At 71.2% G+C, this 22,187-nt stretch carries 22 protein-coding genes; 14 read left to right on the plus strand and 8 right to left on the minus strand.

Annotated features, from left to right (window positions below):
* The first annotated feature begins 466 nt into the window (after positions 1–466).
* A complete protein-coding gene (locus FRANEAN1_RS20815) occupies positions 467–1,588 on the plus strand; it encodes a glycoside hydrolase family 43 protein (protein ID WP_063748353.1) in 1,122 nt (373 codons plus the stop codon).
* 213 nt (positions 1,589–1,801) lie between these two features.
* Here FRANEAN1_RS20815 and FRANEAN1_RS20820 read toward each other — a convergent pair whose 3' ends face one another.
* Positions 1,802–2,089 carry a hypothetical protein gene (locus FRANEAN1_RS20820; RefSeq protein WP_020461798.1) on the minus strand — a complete coding sequence of 96 codons (288 nt, stop codon included), beginning with the start codon at positions 2,087–2,089 and terminating at the stop codon, positions 1,802–1,804.
* Between the two features lie 64 nt (positions 2,090–2,153).
* Between FRANEAN1_RS20820 and FRANEAN1_RS20825 the strand changes: the two genes are divergently transcribed.
* Positions 2,154–2,495, plus strand: a complete 342-nt coding sequence (locus tag FRANEAN1_RS20825) for a MerR family transcriptional regulator (RefSeq protein ID WP_020461799.1) — start codon at positions 2,154–2,156, stop codon at positions 2,493–2,495.
* A 160-nt stretch (positions 2,496–2,655) separates the two neighbouring features.
* Here FRANEAN1_RS20825 and FRANEAN1_RS20830 read toward each other — a convergent pair whose 3' ends face one another.
* Together FRANEAN1_RS20830 and FRANEAN1_RS20835 are read right to left on the minus strand one after the other, a co-directional pair.
* Positions 2,656–3,303 (minus strand): CoA transferase subunit B, encoded by a 648-nt coding sequence (locus FRANEAN1_RS20830; protein WP_020461800.1) that lies wholly within the window; start codon positions 3,301–3,303, stop codon positions 2,656–2,658.
* A gap of 1 nt (position 3,304) precedes the next feature.
* The gene (locus FRANEAN1_RS20835; protein WP_041256240.1) at positions 3,305–4,048 is read right to left on the minus strand and encodes a CoA transferase subunit A; all 744 of its coding nucleotides are present in this window, start codon (positions 4,046–4,048) and stop codon (positions 3,305–3,307) included.
* Between the two features lie 972 nt (positions 4,049–5,020).
* On the opposite strand from FRANEAN1_RS20835, the gene FRANEAN1_RS20840 reads away from it, so the two are divergent.
* The 10 genes from FRANEAN1_RS20840 (at position 5,021) to FRANEAN1_RS20885 (ending at position 14,653) form a co-directional block, all read left to right on the plus strand.
* The gene (locus tag FRANEAN1_RS20840) at positions 5,021–6,160 is read left to right on the plus strand and encodes an acyl-CoA dehydrogenase family protein (RefSeq protein WP_020461802.1); all 1,140 of its coding nucleotides are present in this window, start codon (positions 5,021–5,023) and stop codon (positions 6,158–6,160) included.
* A 54-nt stretch (positions 6,161–6,214) separates the two neighbouring features.
* Positions 6,215–7,636 (plus strand): aldehyde dehydrogenase family protein, encoded by a 1,422-nt coding sequence (locus FRANEAN1_RS20845; protein WP_020461803.1) that lies wholly within the window; start codon positions 6,215–6,217, stop codon positions 7,634–7,636.
* A gap of 15 nt (positions 7,637–7,651) precedes the next feature.
* A complete protein-coding gene (locus FRANEAN1_RS20850; RefSeq protein WP_020461804.1) occupies positions 7,652–8,035 on the plus strand; it encodes a carboxymuconolactone decarboxylase family protein in 384 nt (127 codons plus the stop codon).
* Entirely contained in the window at positions 8,032–8,892 is an 861-nt protein-coding gene (locus FRANEAN1_RS20855) for an NAD(P)-dependent oxidoreductase (protein ID WP_020461805.1), read from the plus strand. Before FRANEAN1_RS20850 ends, FRANEAN1_RS20855 begins: the two co-directional genes overlap by 4 nt.
* 609 nt (positions 8,893–9,501) lie before the next feature.
* Positions 9,502–10,773 (plus strand): aromatic ring-hydroxylating dioxygenase subunit alpha, encoded by a 1,272-nt coding sequence (locus FRANEAN1_RS20860; RefSeq protein WP_020461806.1) that lies wholly within the window; start codon positions 9,502–9,504, stop codon positions 10,771–10,773.
* Positions 10,757–11,080 (plus strand): hypothetical protein, encoded by a 324-nt coding sequence (locus FRANEAN1_RS20865; protein ID WP_020461807.1) that lies wholly within the window; start codon positions 10,757–10,759, stop codon positions 11,078–11,080. The genes FRANEAN1_RS20860 and FRANEAN1_RS20865 overlap by 17 nt, the downstream gene beginning before the upstream one ends.
* 1 nt (position 11,081) lies before the next feature.
* The gene (locus FRANEAN1_RS20870; protein WP_020461808.1) at positions 11,082–12,290 is read left to right on the plus strand and encodes an amidohydrolase family protein; all 1,209 of its coding nucleotides are present in this window, start codon (positions 11,082–11,084) and stop codon (positions 12,288–12,290) included.
* Positions 12,280–12,690, plus strand: a complete 411-nt coding sequence (locus tag FRANEAN1_RS20875; protein ID WP_041254509.1) for a nuclear transport factor 2 family protein — start codon at positions 12,280–12,282, stop codon at positions 12,688–12,690. The genes FRANEAN1_RS20870 and FRANEAN1_RS20875 overlap by 11 nt, the downstream gene beginning before the upstream one ends.
* A complete protein-coding gene (locus FRANEAN1_RS20880) occupies positions 12,687–13,793 on the plus strand; it encodes an acyl-CoA dehydrogenase family protein (RefSeq protein ID WP_020461810.1) in 1,107 nt (368 codons plus the stop codon). The genes FRANEAN1_RS20875 and FRANEAN1_RS20880 overlap by 4 nt, the downstream gene beginning before the upstream one ends.
* A 2-nt stretch (positions 13,794–13,795) precedes the next feature.
* Positions 13,796–14,653, plus strand: coding sequence for an acyl-CoA dehydrogenase family protein (locus FRANEAN1_RS20885; protein ID WP_020461811.1), 858 nt, complete (start codon positions 13,796–13,798; stop codon positions 14,651–14,653).
* A 227-nt stretch (positions 14,654–14,880) separates the two neighbouring features.
* Here the strand turns inward: FRANEAN1_RS20885 and FRANEAN1_RS20890 are convergent, their stop codons facing one another.
* The 4 genes from FRANEAN1_RS20890 to FRANEAN1_RS20905 all read right to left on the minus strand — a co-directional run bounded on the left by FRANEAN1_RS20890 (position 14,881) and on the right by FRANEAN1_RS20905 (position 19,171).
* The gene (locus tag FRANEAN1_RS20890) at positions 14,881–16,107 is read right to left on the minus strand and encodes a CoA transferase (protein ID WP_020461812.1); all 1,227 of its coding nucleotides are present in this window, start codon (positions 16,105–16,107) and stop codon (positions 14,881–14,883) included.
* A 104-nt stretch (positions 16,108–16,211) separates the two neighbouring features.
* Positions 16,212–17,003 (minus strand): enoyl-CoA hydratase, encoded by a 792-nt coding sequence (locus tag FRANEAN1_RS20895; RefSeq protein WP_020461813.1) that lies wholly within the window; start codon positions 17,001–17,003, stop codon positions 16,212–16,214.
* A gap of 10 nt (positions 17,004–17,013) precedes the next feature.
* Positions 17,014–18,189: an acyl-CoA dehydrogenase family protein gene (locus tag FRANEAN1_RS20900; protein ID WP_020461814.1), complete on the minus strand. Its 1,176-nt coding sequence runs from the start codon at positions 18,187–18,189 to the stop codon at positions 17,014–17,016.
* On the minus strand, positions 18,173–19,171 hold the full coding sequence (locus FRANEAN1_RS20905) for an acyl-CoA dehydrogenase family protein (RefSeq protein ID WP_020461815.1): 999 nt from the start codon (positions 19,169–19,171) through the stop codon (positions 18,173–18,175). Before FRANEAN1_RS20905 ends, FRANEAN1_RS20900 begins: the two co-directional genes overlap by 17 nt.
* Before the next feature lie 387 nt (positions 19,172–19,558).
* Between FRANEAN1_RS20905 and FRANEAN1_RS20910 the strand changes: the two genes are divergently transcribed.
* Positions 19,559–20,251 (plus strand): TetR/AcrR family transcriptional regulator, encoded by a 693-nt coding sequence (locus tag FRANEAN1_RS20910; RefSeq protein ID WP_049795987.1) that lies wholly within the window; start codon positions 19,559–19,561, stop codon positions 20,249–20,251.
* 73 nt (positions 20,252–20,324) lie between these two features.
* On the opposite strand, the gene meaB is transcribed toward FRANEAN1_RS20910, so the two are convergent.
* Positions 20,325–21,185 (minus strand): methylmalonyl Co-A mutase-associated GTPase MeaB, encoded by an 861-nt coding sequence (gene meaB, locus FRANEAN1_RS20915; protein WP_085950121.1) that lies wholly within the window; start codon positions 21,183–21,185, stop codon positions 20,325–20,327.
* A 227-nt stretch (positions 21,186–21,412) separates the two neighbouring features.
* On the opposite strand from meaB, the gene FRANEAN1_RS20920 reads away from it, so the two are divergent.
* Positions 21,413–22,177, plus strand: coding sequence for an SDR family NAD(P)-dependent oxidoreductase (locus tag FRANEAN1_RS20920; RefSeq protein ID WP_020461818.1), 765 nt, complete (start codon positions 21,413–21,415; stop codon positions 22,175–22,177).
* The last annotated feature ends 10 nt before the right edge of the window (positions 22,178–22,187 follow it).

The following is a 22,187-nucleotide window of genomic DNA, read 5'->3' on the forward strand; positions in this document are numbered from 1 at the left end:
GGAGAGCGACGAAATCGCGCCCCGGCGAAGCCTTCAGCACACGGTCGACCGGAAGCTGAACACCCGACCAACAACACAGGCAACACAGATGGCCACCATCCGTGGGTGGACGTGCCGGCTGAGGCATGTTCCACGTCCGCCGTGAGCGCTGCCGGCGCTGGCGCCCGGATCCGAGCGCCTGGCGGCTCACATGAGGCCCACATCAACGGCATCAAGACTGCGGACGACGCCGGACCAGCCCGCCATCCGGCCACTCCGCTACCCGGCCACTCCGCCATCCCGCAGCTCGCTTCGCCGCCGTCCCGCCGCCCTGTGCCGCTTCGCCCCCGCCGTTCTCAGGAGGATGCCCGCCGTGCCGACTTCGACCGAACCCCGTCCCGGCACGGCGCCCCACCCGCCGCCTCCCGCGCTCCCCCCGACGGATCCGCCGACGCGGCGGCGCGGTCGACCGCCACGACGGGCCGCCGTGGCCGCCGGCGCCCTGATCGCCGTCGGAGCGGTCGTCGCCGTGCTGGTCACCGCACCGATCGCCGCGCGGGGCGGTTCCGCCCAGACGCCGTCCGCCGCCTCGGTCCCGAGCACCGGCACGAGTGGCGCGAGCGGCACGCCGGGTGGTTCCGGTGGCGCTCCCTCGGACGGCTCATCGCCCGGCTCGCCGGCGGACGAACGCGGCGTGGTCGCCGTCCGGGGATCGAACCTCGCCGACCCCTACGTGCTCGCCGCCGACGCCACCAGCTACGCCTACGGGACCAACGCGGACGGCGCCAACATCCCCGTGCTCGTCAGCACCGATCCGGAGCTACGAACCTGGACGCGGGCCGGCGACGCGCTGCCGCGGCTGCCCGGCTGGGCGCAGGACACCGGCTTCACCACCTGGGCGCCCGCGGTCGCCAGGGTCGACGACGGGTATGTGCTCTACTACGCCACCCGGGTCGCCGCCACCGGGCACCAGTGTGTCTCGACGGCCCACGCGGCCAGCCCGACCGGCCCGTTCGCCGACACCTCGGCCGCGCCGCTGATCTGCCAGGAGTCCGAGGGCGGCAGCATCGACCCGAGCCCGTACACCGTGGGCGCCGACCGCTACCTCACCTGGAAGAGCGAGGGCATCCTGCCCGGCACCACCCCGGCGATCTGGGCTCAGCGCCTCTCCCCCGACGGGGGCACCCTGCTCGACGCCCCGGTCCGCCTGCTCACGCCCACCCTCGGATGGCAGCACGGCGTTGTCGAAGGCCCGGCGATGCTGGCCCGTGGCGACCACTACGAGCTGCTCTATTCCGCCGGGGACTGGCACAGCCCCGAATACGCGACCGGCTCCGCGGACTGCGCCGGCCCGCTCGGCCCCTGCACGCCACGGCCGGACCCGCTGCTACGTACCGGCACCGCCGGAGTCGGCCCAGGTGGAGCGGAGCCCTTCCGCGCGGCTGACGGAACCTGGTGGCTGGCGTTCCACACCTGGAACCGACGGGAGCCGGCGGACTGGCCGCACGCCGACCGGCAGCTCGTCCTCTCGCCGCTCGCCCCGTCCGGCGCCCTCGCGCTGCCCGGACGGCCCGGCTTCCAGCTCGGCCGCGTCGTCCTGGCCCGCTGACCCTGGCCCACTGATCGCGGGCCACAGTCGTAGCCGCGCCGCGCGGAAGAGCCGTGGGCGGACCGTCCCCAGTCTCCGACGGGACGCCGAGCGTTTCGGGCAGACACTCGGCGAAGCCCTCGACGTCGACCAGATGGAGCCCGGGGCGCACCTCCAGGCTTCCGGCGCCACCGATCACGATCAGCCTCGTCGGCGGATGCAACTCCAGCGCGGTCAGCAGTGACCGCGCCGCCGCCGGCAGCACGTCGGCAACGGGCCATCGGACAGGCTCGGGATCGGCCGGGATGCGGGACTGCAGGCGCGTGAAGGCAGCAGGTCGGCGGCAGCCGACTGGATGTTCATCGGCTGCAACGTCATCATGACGTCGGGCGGCGAGTCGACCGCCCGCGCCAGCAGGGCCGGCCTGATCTGTTCGTCAGTGACCGCGGTGAAGATGCCCAGGTTCATGCGGGTAACGTAAAGTCTGACATCAGTGTCAGGGTCAACATTCGTCAGGGTCAACCCCTGTCAGAGGCGATATGCCTGTCGGAGACGACGTCGCCGTCACGGGCAGGAGGCGGGCTGGATGCTGATCGGGGAGCTGGCCGAACGCACCGGCGCGAGCATCCGGTCACTGCGCCACTACGAGAACAACGGTCCGCTCACCGCCGACCGGGGCTCGAACGGCTACCGGGAGTTCCCCGACTCCGCCGTGCAGACCGTCGCCCGGATCCGCGCGCTGCTCGCCGCGGGGTTGTCGGTCACCACGATCCGCCAGGTGCTGCCCTGTACGGTCGACGCGACACCACGAGTCATCCCGTGTGCCGAGCTCTCCGCCACGCTGCGCGGCGAGCTGTCCCGGGTGGAGGAGCAGATCACCCGGCTGGACCACGCGCGCCAGCTGATCGCGAAGATGCTCGCCGGATGAGGCAGCCGGCACCCATGCGCGCCTCAGCCGAGGTCGACGAAGAACCATCCGGCCAGGTGGGTGCGCGGGTGGCACAGCCACCTGGCCTTGAGGACGGCCGCCGGGCGAATCCGGGCGGCCACGGGACGGAGTCCGTGACCGGAGCCTGTGACCTGCCCGGTTAGACGGCGACCAGGTCCACGGTGAGCTCAGTGCCGGTGGCGGCGCGGACGTCGTCGACGGTCACGCCGGGCGCGGTCTCGCGCAGAGCCAGGACGCCGCCGGGCACGACGTCGATGACCGCGAGGTCGGTGATGATCCGCTGAGCGCAGGCGCGGCCGGTCAGCGGCAGCGTGCACTCGTCGAGGATCTTGTGGCTGCCGTCGCGGGCGACGTGCTCCATCATCACGATCACGTGCCGGGCGCCGTGCACGAGGTCCATCGCGCCGCCCATGCCCTTGACCATCTTGCCGGGGATCATCCAGTTCGCCAGGTCGCCGACCCGGGAGACCTGCATCGCCCCGAGCACCGCGACGTCGACATGACCGCCGCGGATCATCCCGAACGAGGTGGCCGAGTCGAAGAAGGCCGCCCCGGGCAGGACGGTGACGGTCTCCTTGCCGGCGTTGATCAGGTCGGGGTCGACGGCGGCGTCCGCCGGGTAGGGGCCGACGCCGAGGATGCCGTTCTCGCTGTGCAGGACCACGGTCACGCCGTCGGGCAGGTAGTTCGGAACCAGGGTCGGCAGGCCGATACCGAGGTTCACGTACTGTCCGCTCTCGAGCTCGCGGGCGACCCGGGCCGCGAGCTCGGTACGAGTCAGGGCCATCTCAGCTCACCGTCCGCTTCTCGATCCGCTTCTCCGTGTCGGGCGCGTGCACGACCCGCTGGACGAAGATCCCCGGGGTGTGCACCTGGGCCGGGTCGAGCTCGCCGGGCTCGACCAGTTCCTCGACTTCGGCGATGGTGACCCGCCCGGCCGTCGCGCACAGCGGGTTGAAGTTGGCGGCGCTCGCCCGGTAGACCAGGTTGCCGTGCCGGTCGCCCTTCCAGGCATGGACCAGGGCGAAGTCGCAGACTATGCCGCGCTCGAGGACGTAGGTCCGGTCGTCGAAGACCCGGGTCTCCTTGGGCGGCGAGGCGACCGCGATGCCGCCGGAGCCGTCGTACAGCCACGGCAGGCCGCCCTCGGCCACCTGGGTCCCGACGCCCGCGGGGGTGTAGAAGGCCGGGATGCCGGCGCCGCCGGCGCGCAGCCGCTCGGCCAGGGTGCCCTGCGGAACGAGCTCGACCTCGAGCTCACCGGAGAGGAACTGGCGCTCGAACTCCTTGTTCTCCCCGACGTAGGAGCCGGTGGTGCGCCGGATCCGCCCCGCCCGCAGCAGCAGGCCGAGGCCCCAGTCGTCCACGCCGCAGTTGTTGCTGACCGTCTCGAGGTCCTTGGGGCCGGCGGCGAGCAACGCGCGGATGAGGCCACTCGGGATGCCACAGAGCCCGAATCCGCCCACCGCCAGCGAGGCCCCGTCGGGGATGTCCGCCACGGCGAGCTCCGCGTTCGGAACCACCTTGTCCAACCTGTCCACCCCTCACTCCCGCACCGGCGACGGTCTCGTCCGTTCAGCAGGTAACAACAGGTCACAGCGTTCGATCAGTGCGACGGCCCCGCCCCCGACCGCCCTCGAGCCGGGCGGCCACCGGCCGCGCCGGTGGGGCTGGTGGTAGAAACCCGCGGTGTCGGATGCGCCACGACACCCGCGAGCGCGGTCAGGGAGACGGCATGCACGCCACCCGACACACGACGGTTCACGTGCACGCAACTGATCACGTTGGCCGACGGTTCACGTTAGCAGAGACTCACTGGGCCGGGGCCACGCTCACCCGAACGGGTCCGGAAGATCTTCCCGGCCGCCTCCGCGACGCCCCCGTACCCGGACTGGCACCTTCCGCCATCGGTCCGCCATCGGTCCGCCATCGGTCGGCCGTCGCGGCTGTTCGCGGTACGTACCAGACGGGACGGGCGCTGCCGCCCACTGGACTGCGTCCGGGCAGCAAAGGTACGTTAAGCCCCGGTCTCGCGCCGCGTGTGGCCGCGCGCGAACTCCCGGGACCACCCCAGCTTGAGACGATGCAGTTCGAGGCGACCCGCTCCCGGCGATCCCACCGAGGCGGCTCGGCTGCGTCCGACGCGTCCGAGGTGGCCTGGAGGCGACCGGAGCCCGTGGGATCGATGGCATTCCCACGGTCGGCGGTGCCTGGCGGGGCAGTGTGGTCGACCCGTCACCACGTCGGCCGACGGCGTCCCGGTCACGGGCCCGCCGGCCGGTCCGGGGCGCAGCCGCCCACCTCCACCTCCTCCTGAGCATGGTCTGCCCGTCCCGCGGGCCGGCCGGTCCCCGGCGCACGAAACCGATATCCGACAAGCAAGCGATATCCAGCACGCACACGACCAGGCACACGAAACCCGACGGGCCCGTCATGCGCGGGGCCCGTGACTCAGACGACGACGTCGGCGGGACACCCCGCCTCGGCCGGAGAGGGGCGACCGGATGCGACGCACGGTCTACGGTCCCGAGCACGACGCTTTTCGGGCAGCCGTCCGCACCTTCTTCGAAAAGGAGATCGGGGCGCACTACCGCGAGTGGGAGGAAGCCGGCCTACCGCCGCGCGACTTCTACAACAAGGCGGGGGACGTTGGAATCCTCGGTCTGGGGATCCCCGAGGAGTACGGCGGCGGCGGGGCGGACTTCCTGTTCAACGCCGTCGTCACCGAGGAGGCCGCCCGGGCCGGCTACGCGCTGGGCCCGCTGCGCATCCACGCGGACATCTCCGTCCCCTACTTCGTGGATCACGGCAACGAGGAGCAGAAGACGCGCTGGCTGCCGGGCCTGGCCAGCGGCGAGCTGGTCGCCGCGCTGGCGCTGACCGAGCCGGGCGCCGGATCGGACCTGGCCGGCTTCACCACCACCGCGCGCCTCGACGGCGACCACTACGTCGTCAACGGGTCCAAGACCTTCATCACCGGTGGCCTGAACGCTGATCTCTTCCTGACCGCGGTGAAGACGGACCCGACCCAGCGCCACGCGGGCCTGTCGCTGCTGGTGATCCCCGGTGACCTCCCGGGTGTCAGCCGCGGGGCCCCGCTGCACAAGATCGGGCTGCACATCCAGGAGGCCGTCGAGATCTTCTTCGACGACGTCCGCGTCCCGGTGGCGAACCTGCTGGGCGAGGAGGGCCAGGGTTTCACCTACCTGACCTCGCACCTTGTGCAGGAGCGGCTCTCGATCGCGATCAACGCCCAGGGCGCGGCCGCGTCGATCGTCGAGCAGACCGTCGCCTACGTCAACGGCCGCAAGGTGTTCGGCAAGACGCTCAACACCTTCCAGAACACCAAGTTCGTGCTGGCCGGGTGCGCGACCGAGGTCGAGGCGGGCCAGGCACTGCTGGACCAGGTGCTCCTCGCGCACGTGACGGGCGAGGCGACGCCGGCCGACGCCGCGATGGTCAAGCTCTACTGCACGGAGATGCAGGGCCGGGTGATCGACTCCTGCCTGCAGCTCTTCGGCGGCTACGGCTACATCAACGAGTACCCGGTGGCGCGGGCCTGGGCCGACGCCCGGGTCGGGCGGATCTACGGCGGTTCCAGCGAGATCATGAAGACGATCATCGCGAAGTCGCTCGGGCTGTGACGGTGCGCCCGCCGCGCCCCGCGCCCGCCCGCCGCACCCTGGAGGTGACCTGACGTGACCGTCCGTCACGACCACTGGATCGGCGGGAAGGCTGCGGCACCGGCCGGCGGGAGCTACCTGCCCACGCTCGACCCCTCGACCCGCGAGCCCGGTGACGAGATCGCCGCCGGCTCCCCCGTGGACGTCGACCGTGCCGTCACCGACGCAGCGGCGGCCCAGCCGCAGTGGGCGCGGCGGTCGGGGGCGGAGCGCGGCGAGCTGCTCCACCGGGTCGCCGACGTCATCGACGCGCACGCGGCTGAGCTGATGGAGCTGGAGCGGGTGGCCACCGGCAAGATCGCCACCCAGCTCCGGTTCGAGGTCGAGCAGTCCGCCGCCTACTTCCGGTACTACGCCGGGGTGGTGCGCGCGCACCACGGGCGCACGATCGACCTGGGCGGGGGCAGCCACACCTACACCCGGTTGGAGCCGTACGGGGTCGTCGCGGCGATCACCCCGTGGAACCTGCCACTGAACCAGGCGTGCCGGGCGCTGGCCCCGGCACTGGCCGCGGGCAACGCCGTGGTGGTCAAGCCGTCCGAGCTGACGTCGATCTCCACCATCCGCCTCGCGCGGCTGGCGAGCGAGGCCGGGCTCCCGGACGGCCTGTTCAACGTCGTGGCCGGAACCGGACCCGAAGTCGGGACCCCGCTGGCCGCCGACCCGCGGGTCGGGCGCGTCACCTTCACCGGCTCGGTCGCCACCGGGCGGCACCTGGCCCGGATCGCGGCCGACCGGCTCGTGCCGGCGACCCTCGAGCTCGGCGGCAAGTCTCCCCTGGTGGTCTTCGCGGACGCCGACCTGGACCGGGCGGCCGCCGCCGCGGTCTCGACCGTCGCGACCAACTCCGGGCAGGTGTGCTCGGCGACGACCCGGCTGCTCGTCGAGGCGTCCGTGCACGACGAGCTGGTCGCCCGGGTGGTCGCGGCGGTGGAACGGCTCGCCCCGGGCGTGGACTTCGGCCCGATCATCACCGAGGCGCAGTACCGGAAGGTGCTGGACTTCTTCGCACGGACGCTGGCGTCCGGGCTGCGGCCGGCCACCGGGGGCGCCGCCTACGCCGACGGCCCGGGCGCGAAGGGCCTGTACATCCGGCCCACCGTCTACGCCGGGGTGGCGCCGCACCTGCCGGTGGCCCGCGAGGAGGTCTTCGGCCCGGTCCTGGTGACACTGCCGTTCGAGGGCGAGGACGAGGCCCTCGCGCTCGCCAACGACAGCGAGTACGGCCTCGTCGGCAGCGTCTGGAGCGGGGACGTCGCACGCGGCCTGCGGCTGGCGGAGCGGATCGAGGCCGGCCAGGTTGCCGTGAACGGCGGCCCGCTCACGGTCGAGACGCCGTTCGGGGGCTACAAGGCCAGCGGTTACGGCCGGGAGAAGGGCATCGAGGCCCTGCACGAGTACGCCCGGGTGAAGACCGTCAGCCTGTCGCTCTACTGAGGATCGGGAGGACCCATGGAACAGACCGAGCAGCTACGCGCCGCCTACGCCATGCGCCGAGCCATGCTGGGCGACGCCTACGTCGACCGCGCGACCGGCGACACCGACGAGACCAGCCAGCAGTTCCAGGACCACATCACGTCGATGGCGTGGGGCGTCTGGACCAGGGAGGGCGTGCTGTCCACCCGGGACCGCAGCCTGCTGGTCATGGCGATGACCGCGGCGCTGGGCCGGATGGAGGAGTTCCGCCTGCACGCGAGCTCGTCGTCGCGCACCGGGGTCAGCGACGCGGAGATCGACGAGCTGCTGTTCCAGGTGGCGGCGTACTGCGGCGCGCCGGCCGCGATCTCGGCCCGGCGGGCGGTCAAGGCCGTGCGGGCGGAACGCGACGACGCATGACGGCCCCCAGTGTCGGCTTCGTCGGCCTCGGGAACATGGGCGGGGCGCTCGCGGCCAACGTCGCGCAGTTCGGCCTCGACCTTGTCGTCCACGACGCGGCGGGCCCCGAGCGCGCCCCGGAGGGAACCACCCATCTCGACGACCTGGCAGCCGTCGCCCGGCACGCCGAGGTGGTCGTGCTCAGCCTGCCCGACGGCGTGATCTCGGAGAAGGTGGCCCGCGGGCTCGCCGAGACGGCCGACCGCAGGGTCACCCACGTCGTCGACACCTCGACGATCGGGGTGAGCGCGGCCCAGCGCATCACCGACCTGCTGGCCGCCAGCGGCATCGGCTACGTGGACGCGCCGGTCTCCGGCGGTGTCACGGGCGCCCGTGCCCGCACCCTGACGGTGATGTACGCGGGCACGGACGACGCCTGCGCCCGGGTGGAGCCCGTGCTGGCCGCGCTGAGCGACCGTCGGCGCCGGGTCGGTGACCGGCCCGGCCTCGCCCAGGCCCTCAAGCTGGCCAACAACTTCCTGGCCGCCGTCGCGCTCGCCGCGACCAGCGAGGCGGTCGCGTTCGGCACCTCGGCCGGCCTCGACATGGGCACGATGCTCGATGTGCTGAACACGGCGAGCGGGCAGAACAACGCCACCGCCGAGAAGTTCCCCCGGCAGGTGCTCACCGAGCGCTACTCGGCCGGCTTCGCGAACTCGCTGATGGCGAAGGACCTGCGCCTCTATCTCCAGGAGGTGCGCGAGCTGGATGGGCCGACGTCGCTGGGCACGGTCACGTCGTCGGTGTGGGAGGAGTTCGCCGCGGCCGAGCCGGGCGTCGACTTCACCCGGATCTACCCGTTCGTCCAGGGCTCCTGAACCTGTTCGTCCAGGGCTTCTGAGCCGCCGCTCACCCTCGACCCAGCATCTGCCCCGCGCCCGTGTCGCGACCGCACCCCGCGGCCGCGGCGCGGGCGCGTTGCTGTCACGCCCGAAGGCCGCCGTTTGGGGCAGGATGTGGCATCCTCCTCTCCAAGTGAGGAAGCCGACTTCTCTGCTCCAGAGAACTGCCGGTCGGCGGGAGGCGCGCCCCTGCGTCCCGCCTTGGGCACCCGTTGTCACGATTGCGCTCGGTGACGTTGACGCGGAAGCCTCTCCATGGAAATCTAATTATCGACATGGAGAACGCAGTTCTCACAGGGACGAGGAGAGACCGGACGATCATGCGTGTCATCACCCCGTCGACGCCCCGACCCGGCCGGCCAGCCGGGCCGAGGGACGGGACGGTGCCGCGCGCGTCCGGTCCGGCCACCCGCGGACCTGCTGGAACGCCTCGACGGACGCCGAGTGACGGATCCGGCCGAGTAACGGTCCGGCTGAGTGACGGTCCGGTCGGCACCGTCGGCGACTGTTGCGCGCCTGCCATCGCGCGCAACATCATCGCCCGCACCACCATCGGCATGGCGCTCGAAAACGAGAGGTAGACCTGTGCCCCACTTCAGCAAGCCCCCGGCGGGGAGCTGGACCGAGAACTATCCCGAGCTCGGCACCGCGCCCGTCGACTACAACGACTCGATCGACCCCGAGTTCTACGAGCAGGAGCGCGAGGCGATCTTCAAGCGCTCCTGGCTGAACGTGGGCCGGGTCGAGCGCCTCCCCCGCACCGGCAGCTACTTCACCAAGGAGCTGCCCGCCGCCGGGACGTCCCTGATCATCGTCAAGGGCGGCGACGGCAAGGTGCGCGCGTTCCACAACGTGTGCCGGCACCGCGGCAACAAGCTGGTGTGGAACGACTTCCCGGGTGAGGAGACCGCCGGCAGCTGCCGGCAGTTCATCTGCAAGTACCACGCCTGGCGTTACGACCTCACCGGCGAGCTGACCTTCGTCCAGCAGGAGGGTGAGTTCTTCGACCTGGACAAGAAGCAGTTCGGCCTCAAGGAGGTCGCCTGTGAGGTCTGGGAAGGCTTCATCTTCATCAACCTGAACCCGCAGGAGACCCTCACCGAGTACCTCGGTGACATGGCCAAGGGCCTCGAGGGCTACCCGTACTCGGAGCTGACCGAGGTCTACTCCTACCGGGCCGAGGTCGGCGCCAACTGGAAGCTGTTCATCGACGCTTTCGCGGAGTTCTACCACGCGCCCGTCCTGCACCAGAAGCAGGCCGTCAAGGGCGAGTCCGAGAAGCTCATCGGCTACGGGTTCGAGGCGCTGCACTACCAGTTGTTCAGCCCGCACTCGATGGTGTCCTCCTGGGGCGGCATGGCCCCGCCGAAGGACCCGTCGATGGTCAAGCCGATCGAGCGCGTGCTGCGCAGCGGCCTTTTCGGCCCCTGGGACACCCCCGAGGTCGACGGCCTCGAGGTCGAGAAGCTCCCGACGGGGATCAACCCGGTGAAGCACAAGTCCTGGGGCACCGACTCGTTCGAGATCTTCCCCAACTTCACGCTGCTGTTCTGGAAGCCGGGCTGGTACCTGACGTACCACTACTGGCCGACCGCGGTGAACAAGCACACGTTCGAGGCGAGCCTCTACTTCGCCCCGCCGAAGAACGCCCGCGAGCGACTGGCCCAGGAGCTGGCGGCGGTGACGTTCAAGGAGTACGCGCTCCAGGACGCCAACACCCTCGAGGCCACCCAGACGATGATCGGTACCCGTACCGTCACCGAGTTCCCCCTGTGCGACCAGGAAATCCTGCTCCGGCACCTGCACAAGGTCGTCGGCGACCGAGTCAAGGAGTTCAGCGATGCCGCTGCCGTCTGAGTTCGCCGCCCTCGAGCCGTACCTGGCCTGGGACCTGGCCACCGAGCCCGAGCGCTACGCCCGCCGGCTCGCGTCCACGATGGACGAGATGCAGGAGTTCTACGACGTCGCCTTCCCGCTCCTCGAGGACGCGATCGCCTACTGCGACAAGTTCCCGATCGACGACCTGCCCGAGGACGCCCGCACCCTGATGCACCTGATGCAGTCCCTGGTCATGGTGTCCTTCCCGGTCGAGGTCTGGAAGCAGCCCCGCGTCCCCGACAGCGGCGCGGCCTACCTGGATGTGATCGTCGAGCCCGTCGTCTGACGTGCTCACGATCAGGGCTGCCGGGCTTGTCGACGTCGACCTCGGTGAGGTCGTCAGGCCCGGCATCCTCAAGATCGACGGAGACCGGATCGTCGGTGTCGGTGGCTCGCCGGAGGGCGAGATCATCGACCTCGGCGATCTGGTCCTCCTGCCCGGCCTCATGGACATGGAGGTCAACCTGCTGATGGGCGGCCGCGGCGAGCATGCCGTGACCTCTCCCGTCCGGGACGACCCCCCGCTGCGGATGATGCGCGCCGTCGGCAACGCCCGCCGGACGTTGCGGGCGGGGTTCACCACCGTCCGCAACCTCGGCCTGTTCTGCAAGACCGGCGGCTACCTGCTCGACGTCGCGCTGATGAAGGCGATCGACGCGGGCTGGGTCGACGGCCCGCGGATCGTGCCGGCCGGGCACGCGATCACCCCGACCGGCGGCCACCTCGACCCGACGATGTTCGGCGCGTTCGCGCCGCACGTCCTCGACCTGACGGTCGAGGAGGGCATCGCCAACGGCGTCGCCGAGGTCCGCAGGGCGGTGCGCTACCAGATCAAGCACGGCGCGCAGCTGATCAAGGTGTGCGCGTCGGGTGGGGTCATGTCGCACACCGGCCTGCCCGGGGCGCAGCACTACTCCGACGAGGAACTGCGCGCGATCGTCGACGAGGCGCACCGCCACGGCCTGCGGGTCGCCGCGCACACCCACGGCGCCCAGGCGGTGCGCTCGGCCGTCGAGGCGGGTATCGACTGCATCGAGCACGGTTTCCTCATCGACGACGAGGCGATCGAGCTCATGGTCAAGCACGGGACGTTCCTCGTGGCGACCCAGGCCCTGACCGAGGGCATGGACGTCTCCCACGCGCCGCCCGAGCTGAGGGAGAAGGCGGGCCAGATCTTCCCCCGGGCCCGCAACTCGATCCGGGAGGCGATGGCCGCCGGAGTTAAGATCGCCGTCGGTACCGACGCCCCGGCGATCCCGCACGGCAGGAACGCGATCGAGCTGGTGACCCTGGTCGAACGCGGCATGACCCCGCTCGGCGCGATCCGGGCGGCGACCACCACCGCGGCCGATCTGCTGGCCGTCACCGACCGGGGCCGACTCGCCGAGGGCCTGCTGGCCGACGTCATCGCCGTCGCCGGTGACCCCCTGCAGGACATCAGCACGCTGCAGAACGTGAAATTCGTGATGAAGGGCGGCAAGACCTTTGTCCACTGACGACGTCGTCGCGATCCAGCAGCTGCTGGCCAAGTACGCCGTGACCATCACCCAGGGTGACGTCGAGGGGCTGCTCTCGGTCTTCACCCCGGACGGCACCTACAGCGCCTTCGGTGACGTGTTCACCCTCGACCTGTTCCCGAAGATGGTCGCGGCCGCGCCGAAGGGCCTGTTCCTGACCGGGACGGCGCTGGTCGACATCGACGGCGACGAGGCGACCGGAACCCAGCCGCTGTGCTTCATCGAGCACTCGAAGCACGACATGCGGATCGGGTACTACTCGGACACCTACCGCCGCACGCCGGACGGCTGGCGGCTGCGCACGCGCAAGATGACCTTCATCCGGCGCAGCGGGGCGCACGACTCGGGGCGGCCGCACGCCTACGAACCGACCCCGTGAACATCGCGGAGTTCCGGTCGGACGTGCAGGCCTGGCTGGCCGAGAACGACCTGACCCCAGGACCCGACCACTCCCTCGACGGGCAGGTGGCCCAGCTCGCGCGGGTGCGCCGTGCCCTGTACGACGCGGGCTGGATGCGCCACGGCTGGCCCACCGAGGTCGGCGGCCTCGGTGGCCCTGCGGTGCTGCGCGCCGTACTCGGCGAGGAGGTCGCGTCCCGGGACCTCGCCGAGCCCGGCATCTACTCGATGATCGAGGTGCTGGCGCCGACCATGATTTCCTATGCGTCGCCGGCGCTGGCGGCCGAGATGGTGCCGCTGCTGCTCTCCGGCGCCGAGCAGTGGTGCCAGGGGTTCTCCGAGCCGGGGTCGGGCAGTGACCTGGCGTCGCTGTCCACCCGGGCGGAGCCCCGTGGGGACGACTGGGTGGTCAACGGGCAGAAGGTCTGGACGAGCCTGGCCCAGTACTCCCAGCGCTGCGTGCTGCTCACCCGCACCGCACCGGGCCACAGCGGGATCACGGCGTTCTTCGTCGACATGGACACCCCCGGCATCACCGTCCGCCCGCTGCGCACCATGCACGGCATCGACGAGTTCGCCGAGGTGTTCTTCGACGACGTCGTCGTCCCCGGCGACCGCATGCTCGGAAAGCCCGGCGACGGCTGGCAGCTCGCGATGGACCTTTTGCCCCACGAGCGCTCCACCTGCTTCTGGCACCGGATCGCGTTCCTCTACGAGCGGCTCGAGCGCCTGCTGGACGAGACCACCAGCAGAGACAGCAGGGACAGCACGGACGACGCGGATCTGGGTGCGGCCTACCTGGCGCTGCACACCATCCGCTGCCGCTCGCACGCCACCCAGCGCCGCCTCGGCGAGGGCGGGCGGATCGGGCCGGAGACGTCGATCGACAAGGTGCTGCTCGCCACCGCCGAGCAACGCCTGTACGACACCGCCCGCGACCTGCTCCCCGGCACCATCGAACTCACCGACACCCGCTGGCGCTCCGAGTACCTCTACTCCCGCGCCGCCACCATCTACGGCGGAACCGCCGAGATCCAGCGGAACATCATCGCCCGCCGACTCCTCGACCTCGGCAAGGAATAACCATGGACGCCGCCGAACGCGAACTCCTCACCGAGACCTTCCGCAAGGCCATGACCGGCACCACCGGCGCCGCCCTCGACACCGCCCTCACCGACCTCGGCTGGCCCGAACTCCTCACCGAGGAACCCGACACCGCCATCCCCGTCGTGTTCACCCTCCTCGGCGAAACCGGCGCACACGCCCCCATCCTCAACGACGTCCTCCTGCACGCCACCGGACAACCCCTCGGCGGCACCCTCCCCCTGCCCTACACCGGCGGCACCTGGCTCACCTGGGAACGCACCGACCTCAGCCAGCCCGGCAGCGTGATCGACCCCGCGCTCCCGCTACACACCACCAGCACCGGCGACCCGAACCTGCCCCTCGCCGCCGGACAACGAGCCCTGGGCTGGTGGCTCCTGGGCACCGGCCGCACCATGCTCGCCCTCACCCGCGAACACGCCCTCGCCCGCACCCAGTTCGGCCGGCCCATCGCCTCCTTCCAGGCCGTCCGCCACCGCCTCGCCGAAACCCTCGTCGCCCTCGACGGCGCCGAAGCCACCCTCCACACCGCCACCACCACCGCGGCAACCACGGGCACCGATGCGGGCGCAACCACGGGAACGGGCACCACCACCGGCGACATCACGCTCACCGCCCTGCTCGCCAAGGCCGCCGCCGGCAAAGCCGCCCTCGACGCCGCCCGCCACTGCCAACAGGTCCTCGCCGGCATCGGCTTCACCGCCGAACACGACTTCCACCACCACCTCCGCCGCACCCTCACCCTCGACGGCCTCCTCGGCAGCACCCGCGACCTCACCCGCCAGGCCGGCGCCCACATCCGCCAGAACAACCACGCCCCACGCCTGGTCAACCTCTGACAGGTCGGAAAAGCCGGGTGGATGCTCCGCGGAAGCCGGCACGGGGTTCCGGGGCCAGCCTGCTCGCCATTTACTCTCCTTCTCGCCCTTTTCGGACCGGATTCCCCCGGGATCGACCCCCAAAACGGCGAGGACGAGACGAAAGGGCGAGCAGGCTACCCGGAGCTTCGAGTGTTTTGCCCGAAAGATGGCGATCCGCACCCGTACTCTCGGGTGCGGGGCGAGCGTTACACCACCCGGTCGCGGCGCAGGGCGGCGATCTCCTCAGTCGGGTAGCCCAGCTCAGCGAGGAGGGCGTCGGTGTGCTCGCCGAGGGCGGGTACCGCGCCCATCGGGGGCGTCCACTCGGCGGCGATCGGCGGAGGCAGCAGGGCTCGGACGGAGCCGGTGGGAGTCGAGACATCCTGCCAACGGTCGCGTTCGCGCAGGTGCGGGTGGTCCAGGACGTCCTGGACGCCGTTGAGCCGGGCGTTGCCGAGCTCGGCGTTGTCCAGGATCTCCTGGGCCTCCACGAGGGTGACGCTCTTCGACCAGGCGATGATCACCTCGTCGAGGCGGGCGCGTTCACGCACCCGGTCGGCGTTGCCGGCGAAGGCCGGGTCGTCCGCCAGGTCGGGCCGGTCGAGGACGGTGCGGGCCAGCCGCTGCCATTCCCGGTCGTTGGTGGTGCCGAGGACGACGGTCTGGCCGTCCGCCGTCGGGTAGGCGCCGTAGGGCGCGACGGCGGGCGAGCCCACCCCGGCCGGCTGCTGTTCGACACCGGTGCCCATGGTGAAGTTGAGGGAGTAGCCCATCCACTCCGTGACGACGTCGAAGAGGCTGAGCGAGATCGCCGAGCCACGCCCGGTCTCCCGGCGGGCGTAGAGGGCCGCGAGAATCGAGCTCAGGGCGTACATGCCGGTGGCGAGGTCGATGATCGGGATGCCTGCCTTGGCCGGCCGGCCCGGCTCGCCGGTCACCGAGCACGACCCGCCCTCGGACTGCACCAGCAGGTCGTAGGCCCGCTTGTGGGACAGCGGCCCGCCCTCGCCGTAGCCGGAGATGTCGACCGCGACCATCCGCGGATGGCGGGCGACCACCTGCTCGGCGGCCAGGCCGCGCCGGGCCGCCGCCCCGGGGGCGAGGTTCTGGATGAGGACGTCGGCCCGGCCCAGCAGCCGCTCGAGCGCCTCGGCTCCCCGCGGGTCGGTGAGGTTGAGGGTCAGCGACTCCTTGCCGCGGTTGACCCACACGAAGTGGGCCGCCATCCCGTTGAGCGCGCCGTCGTAGTGGCGCGCGAAGTCCCCGCCGCGCGGGTTCTCAACCTTCACCACCCGGGCGCCCATGTCGGCGAGGTGCCGGGTGGCGATCGGTGCCGCAACGGCCTGCTCAAGACCGACGACGAGCAGCCCCTCCAGCGGGCGCGGCCCGCCGCCCGCGGTGCCGCCGAGGGTGCGTTCGTCCGTTGCGGTCATGCTGCCTCCCGGGCTGTGCCTGCGTCGGCGGGCGACGCGCGGCTAAAGGCGGCCGGCGGGGCCGTCACGCGCCCCCGCCCGCCGCCGTCGGCTGTGTCTCGGGCCTAGTCGGCCTTCTTGATCGCTGACTTCATCTGGTCCAGGTTGACCAGGACCGGCCATCCGCTGACGCTCAGCGCGTTGCCGTGCCCGGTCTGGTGGACGTCGAACACCGACTGGATCGCGGCGTAGAAGCCCTGCACGTCGAGGGTCTGGTTGACCGCGCGCTTGGCCTGCCGGAGCCCGAAGCTGGGCATCGTCGCGATGTGCTGGGCCAGCGCGCGGGTCTCGGTGTCGAGCTGGTCGCGGGGCACCACCTTGTTGACCATGCCGATCTTCTCGGCCTCGGAGGCCGTCACCGCGCGCCCGGTGAAGAGGATCTCCTTGGCCTTGCGCGGGCCGAGCTCCCAGGTGTGCCCGTGGTACTCGACACCGCCTATGCCCATGGCGACGACGGGGTCGGAGAACAGCGCGTCCTCGGCCGCGATGATCAGGTCGCACGGCCAGCACAGCAGCAGCCCGCCCGAGATGCAGCGCCCCTGCACCGCCGCGATCGACGGCTTGGGAACGTTGCGCCACCGCAGCGAGAACTCCAGGTAGCGCCGTGCCTCCAGCTCGTAGAGCATCTCCAGGGTGATTTTCTCGGGGAGCGGCTGACCGGACTTCAGGTCGTGCCCGGCGGAGAAGTGCTTCCCCTCCGCGCGCAGCACGATCACCGCCACGTCCTTGTCGGCCGCCGCCTTCGTCCACGCCGCGTCGAGCTCCTCGAGGAGCGGTCCGTTCTGCGCGTTCGCGACCTCGGGGCGGTTGAGCGTGATCGTCGCGATCCCGTCGGCGACGTCGTATAGGACTAACAAGGCTGGCTCCTCAGCTTCGCGGCAGACCGAGTACACGCTCGGCGACGATCGTGCGCTGGATCTCCGAGGTGCCACCGGCGATGGTCCCGGCGAAGGACCTCGCGTAGCGCTCGAACCACCCGGCGGAGAACGCCTCGAGATTGAGATGAGCGTAAGGCGCCGTCATCCCGGGATGCTCGAGTGCCGCCACCCCTGCTGACTCCATCGCCTGCTCCGAGGCCTTCTGCACCGCCTCCGACCCGAGCAGCTTCAGCACGGACAGCGCGGCGACGTCCTGCTCGCCGCGCGCGGCCCGCGCCAGCGCCGCCGAACCGAGCAGCCGCAGCGCCTGGGCGTCCATGACGAGCCGTGCGTACGCGTCGCGGTCGAGCGCGTCGACGGGACGGAAGTCGCGGGCGAGCTCCTCCAGCCGCAGCGCGAAGCTCAGCCACAGCAGGGTGCGCTCGTGGCCGAGCGAGCCGTTCGCGACGTGCCAGCCGTTGTTCAGCGCGCCGACGAGGTTCTCCGCCGGCACCCGGACGTCGTCGAAGAAGACCTCGTTGAAGTCGACGTCGTCGCGGTCGATCAGGGAGCCGAAGGGCCGGCGGGTGACGCCGGGGGTGTCGGTGGGGATCAGCAGCACGCTGATGCCCTTGTGCTTGGGCGCGTCCGGGTCGGTCCGGACGAAGGTGAGCAGCACGTCCGCGTCGTGGGCGCCAGACGTCCAGATCTTCTGCCCGTTCACCACGAAGTGGTCGCCGTCGAGCACCGCCCGGGTACGCAGCGAGGCCAGGTCGGAGCCGGCGCCGGGCTCGCTCATCCCGAGCGCCGCGGTGATCTCGACCCGCAGGATCGGCACCGCCCAGCGGCGCTTCTGCTCCTCGGAACCGAACGACAGCAGCGAGGCGGCGATGATGCCGAGCCCCTGCGGGTTGAAGCTGTGGTAGATGCGCCGGCGATCCAGCTCCTCGAGATGTACGTACTGCTCGAGGATGGAGGCGTTGCGCCCGCCGAACTCCGGCGGATTGCCCGGCAGCAGCCAGCCGGAGTCGAACAACAGCCGCTGCCAGCGGCGCGCCCACTCGGGGACGTGCGCGCTCGAGTAGGCGCGCTCGCCGGTCTCGGCCTCGCTGGGCAGGTGCGCGTCCAGGAACGCCACGAACTCGGCGCGGAACTTCTCGACGTCGGCATCAAACGTGAGCTGCACGGTACTCCTCGGCGATCAGCGCCCGGTGCTCGGCGGCGCCGCCGAGCAGCAGCTCGCCCGCGACTGCCCGCTTGAGCGCGAACTGCAGGTCGTTCTCCCAGGTGAAGCCCATGGCTCCGAAAAGCTGCAGGCCGTTGCGGAACACCACCGACTGGCACTCGCCGGCGGCGGCTTTGGCCATGGAGGCGGCGAGCCGGCGGCGCGGGTCGTCGGCCGCGATGGTCAGCGCCGCGAAGTAGGCCAGCGCGCGGGCGCGTTCCAGCGCGACGTGCATGTCCACCGCCTTGTGCTTGACGGCCTGGAACGACCCGATCGGCGCACCGAACTGCTCGCGGGTGCGGACGTGGTCGAGCGTCAGCTCCAGAACACGGCGGCAGGCCCCGACGATCGTGAGGGCCAGCCCGGTGAGCGCGAGGTCCCGGGCCGCCCGTGGGTCGGCGCCCGTGCGCGCGTCGTCGCCGACCCGGACGCCGGGCAGCGAGACCTCTGCGATGTGCAGCGTGGGGTCGAAGACGTCGACCCGGGTGGCCCGCACATCAGCCGCGGGGACGATGAAGACCCCCGCGTCGGTCACGACGGCCAGCCGGTCTGCGCGGTCACCGTCGAGGACGTACCGCGCGACGCCACTGAGGACCCAACCGTCGCGGTCACGCCGGGCGGACACGCCGTCCAGGACGGCGCTACCGGTCTGGCCCCCCTCGGCGACCCCCGGGGCGAGCGGGGCGAACCAGGTCATCGTCGCCAGGTAGGGGGTCGGGTCGGTCGCCCAGCCGAGCTCCTCGAGGACGATCGCCAGCTCCACGGCCTCGCTGGGCTCGGTCAGCTCGGTCCAGCCGAGGTTGGCGTAGACCCGCCACAGCGGGGCGGGGTCGGCGCCCTCGTCGGCGATCCCGCGGATCAGCGCCGACGGGCATTCCTTGACCAGGACCTCGTGGATCGTCTTCTGCCACAGCCGCTGGTCGGAGTCGAACTCAAAGAGCATCTTGCCCTCCCGGGCTCGCGGCGGTGCCGGCCGCGGCGGGGCGGGCGGGGGGCGCCACGGCCGGGCCTCCCGTGCCGCCACGCGGGTCAGCGAAGATCGTCACATCGGCTCCTTGAGAGCACACACTGCCCGACAACACCCCGGGGACGGCACACCTGCCGGCCCGGTGCGCGCGGAGGGACCGACGACCCCCGCCGGCCCTTCCAACATCCCAGAGTCGGTTTGCACGTGCCAGGTCACGTATGGACCACTCCTGTGGTCCTTCACGCCGAACAGGTGCGAGAATACCATTCTCATTGATCGATAGCTATGATCTCGACGGCACCGGAGTGGGTCCACCTGCTGTGTTAGCAGTATGTCTGCGCAGCAGTGCAGTACTTTCTGTACATGGCACAGAAGACGGAGCTGCCCGTGATCACGCCGACCGAAGAGCCGGCCTGGAAGCAGCGTGCCGTCGAGCGCTCGACCCGGGCGGCCAAGCTCCGGGCCGAGCAGCGTGTCGTCCAGTTCCTTGACGCAGCCCAGGCGATCATCGCCGAGAAGGGTTCGATCGACCTCACCGTGCAGGAGGTCGTCGACCGGTCACGCCAGTCGCTGCGCAGCTTCTACCAGCACTTCAGCGGCAAGCACGAGCTCCTGCTCGCCCTGTTCGAGGACGCCCTCAACGAGTCCGCCCGGCAGATCCGCGAGGCCTCCGCCACGGAGCCCGACCCGCTGGGCCAGCTCAGGATCACCGTCCGCCTGCTGTACGAGCAGAGCCACTCCGACCGGGCCCGCCAGCAGCGGCCCCTGTTCACCGACTTCGCCCCGCAGCTGCTGGTCTCGCACCCGGCCGAGGTCAAGGTCGCGCACGCGCCGCTGCTCGCCCTGATCACCGACATGATGACGAGGGCCGCCGCGGCCGGTCAGTTGCGCCCCGATCTCAAGCCACGCCGCGCCGCCGCTATGGTGATGCAGACCGTCATGTTCCTGGCCCAGTCCAACGGGGTGTCCGAGGACGAGAACGTACATCCGATCACCGTCGAGGAAGTGTGGGATTTCTGCCTCACCGGTTTCACCGGCGGCACCAGGACCACCTGATCCGATCGACCCAGACACGGCCCGGTGATACACACCGCCGGCCGCCGCCGAGAAGGTCTTTCTCCGGCGGCCGTCAGGCGGTCCCGGGCAGGCCACCACCGAGCAGCAGGTCGGCCGCCGCGTAGGGATCACGGCAGCCGTTGGCCACCTCGTCGGCGAGCCGGCCGAGATCCGGGTGCTCCCGTAGGCGGGTCTGCGCCAGCGAGAGGATCTGGGCGTGCGCGCGGGCCGTCCGGCGGGCGAGGGTGTCGGCGCGGTGATGGGCGTCGATCGCCTCGACCAGCGCGGCCAGGCCCTCCCCCTTTGACGCGACGAGGGTGAGGATCGGGGCGTCGACCTCAAGATGCAGGTCACGCACGGTCTGGTCGGCGCCGTCGCGGTCGGCCTTGTTGACGACCAGCAGGTCGGCGACCTCCAGCAGGCCCGCCTTGGCCGCCTGGACGGCGTCGCCGGCGCCCGGCGTCAGCACGACGATCGTCGGGTCGGCGACGGCGGCGATCTCGATCTCGGACTGGCCGACTCCGACCGTCTCCACCAGGACCAGGTCGTAGGCCAGGTTGGCGAGCACCCGCACGGCGGCCGGCACCGCGGCCGCGAGCCCGCCCAGGTGGCCACGGGCTGCCAGCGAGCGGATGAGGACGTCGGGGTCGTTCGTGTGCGAGGCCATCCGGATCCGGTCGCCGAGCAGCGCCCCGCCGCTGTAGGGCGAGGACGGGTCGACGGCGAGCACCGCGACCCGCAGGCCGCGCTCCCGGTAGGCGCCGACGAGCGCGCCGATCGTGGTCGACTTCCCCGCGCCGGGCGGGCCCGTCACGCCGATCACCCGGGCGGTGGCCGGCTCGAGGGCCGCCAGCACCTCGGCACGGCCGGCGCCCTCGACCTGACTCAGCAACCGGCCGACGGCACGCAGTGAACCAGCGCGCGCGGCGGCCATAGTCTCCAGAATGTTCACCGGGGTCCGATACGCCGGCCGGCTGGGGACGTGCCACGGCCGGTAACGCCGGCGGCCTCGACGGAACCGACGTGCGCACCAGAACCGACGGCCCGCGAGATCCGGGGCCGAACACCGACCGGAGCGGCCGTGCTCTTGATCGTGATCGCATTCATGAGAATGTTAGTCTTCCAGATCGAAAGTGCGGCTAGCAAGAGAGGGAAACCTTAATGCAGATCAGCGGAAACTCCGCCCTCGTCGTCGGTGGTACCGGCGGCCTCGGTGAGGCCACCGTCCGCCGTCTCCACGCCGCGGGCGCGAAGGTCGTCGTGGCCGACGTCGCGGACGAGAAGGGCAAGGCGCTGGAGTCCGAGCTGGGCATCCGCTACGTCCACGTGGACGCCACCTCCGAGGAGGACATCCTCGCCGCGATCGCCGAGGCCAAGACGCTGGGCCCGCTGCGGATCTCGGTCGACACCCACGGTGGCCCGGCCGGCGGCGGCCGGCTCGTCGGCAAGGACGGCTCGCCGCACAGCCTGGACGCCTTCACGACGACCGTCACGTACTACCTGACCGCGGTGTTCAACGTGACCCGGCTGGTGGCGGCCGCCATCGCCCAGGAGGAGCCGCTCGAGGGCGGCGCCCGGGGCGTCATCGTCAACACCGCGTCGATCGCCGGCTTCGAGGGCCAGATCGGCCAGATCGCCTACGCCGCCGCCAAGGGCGGCGTCATCTCCATGACGCTGGTCGCCGCGCGTGACCTGTCGCCGCTGGGCATCCGGGTGAACGCGATCGCTCCGGGCACCATCCTCACCCCGGCCTACGGCAAGGCCGGCGAGAAGCTGGAGGCCTACTGGGGCCCGCAGGTCCCCTTCCCGAAGCGGATGGGCCAGTCGCCCGAGTACGCCTCGCTCGCCGAGCAGCTCATCACCAACGACTACCTCAACGGCGAGGTCATCCGCCTCGACGGCGCGCTGCGCTTCCCGCCGAAGTAGTCCCCGCACC

This window comes from Parafrankia sp. EAN1pec, from assembly GCF_000018005.1.
Classification (GTDB): Bacteria; Actinomycetota; Actinomycetes; order Frankiales; family Frankiaceae; genus Parafrankia; species Parafrankia soli.

Bases quoted from the DNA above. Each gene is read 5' to 3' on its own strand.
- FRANEAN1_RS20830 (WP_020461800.1), bottom strand. From the start codon at position 3,303: ATGGCCCTGACTCGTACCGAGCTCGCGGCCCGGGTCGCCCGCGAGCTC.
- FRANEAN1_RS20855 (WP_020461805.1), top strand. From the start codon at position 8,032: ATGACGGCCCCCAGTGTCGGCTTCGTCGGCCTCGGGAACATGGGCGGG.
- FRANEAN1_RS20905 (WP_020461815.1), bottom strand. From the start codon at position 19,171: ATGCTCTTTGAGTTCGACTCCGACCAGCGGCTGTGGCAGAAGACGATC.
- FRANEAN1_RS20920 (WP_020461818.1), top strand. From the start codon at position 21,413: ATGCAGATCAGCGGAAACTCCGCCCTCGTCGTCGGTGGTACCGGCGGC.
- meaB (WP_085950121.1), bottom strand. From the start codon at position 21,185: ATGGCCGCCGCGCGCGCTGGTTCACTGCGTGCCGTCGGCCGGTTGCTG.
- FRANEAN1_RS20840 (WP_020461802.1), top strand. From the start codon at position 5,021: ATGCGACGCACGGTCTACGGTCCCGAGCACGACGCTTTTCGGGCAGCC.
- FRANEAN1_RS20885 (WP_020461811.1), top strand. From the start codon at position 13,796: ATGGACGCCGCCGAACGCGAACTCCTCACCGAGACCTTCCGCAAGGCC.
- FRANEAN1_RS20910 (WP_049795987.1), top strand. From the start codon at position 19,559: ATGGCACAGAAGACGGAGCTGCCCGTGATCACGCCGACCGAAGAGCCG.
- FRANEAN1_RS20850 (WP_020461804.1), top strand. From the start codon at position 7,652: ATGGAACAGACCGAGCAGCTACGCGCCGCCTACGCCATGCGCCGAGCC.
- FRANEAN1_RS20865 (WP_020461807.1), top strand. From the start codon at position 10,757: ATGCCGCTGCCGTCTGAGTTCGCCGCCCTCGAGCCGTACCTGGCCTGG.
- FRANEAN1_RS20890 (WP_020461812.1), bottom strand. From the start codon at position 16,107: ATGACCGCAACGGACGAACGCACCCTCGGCGGCACCGCGGGCGGCGGG.
- FRANEAN1_RS20825 (WP_020461799.1), top strand. From the start codon at position 2,154: ATGCTGATCGGGGAGCTGGCCGAACGCACCGGCGCGAGCATCCGGTCA.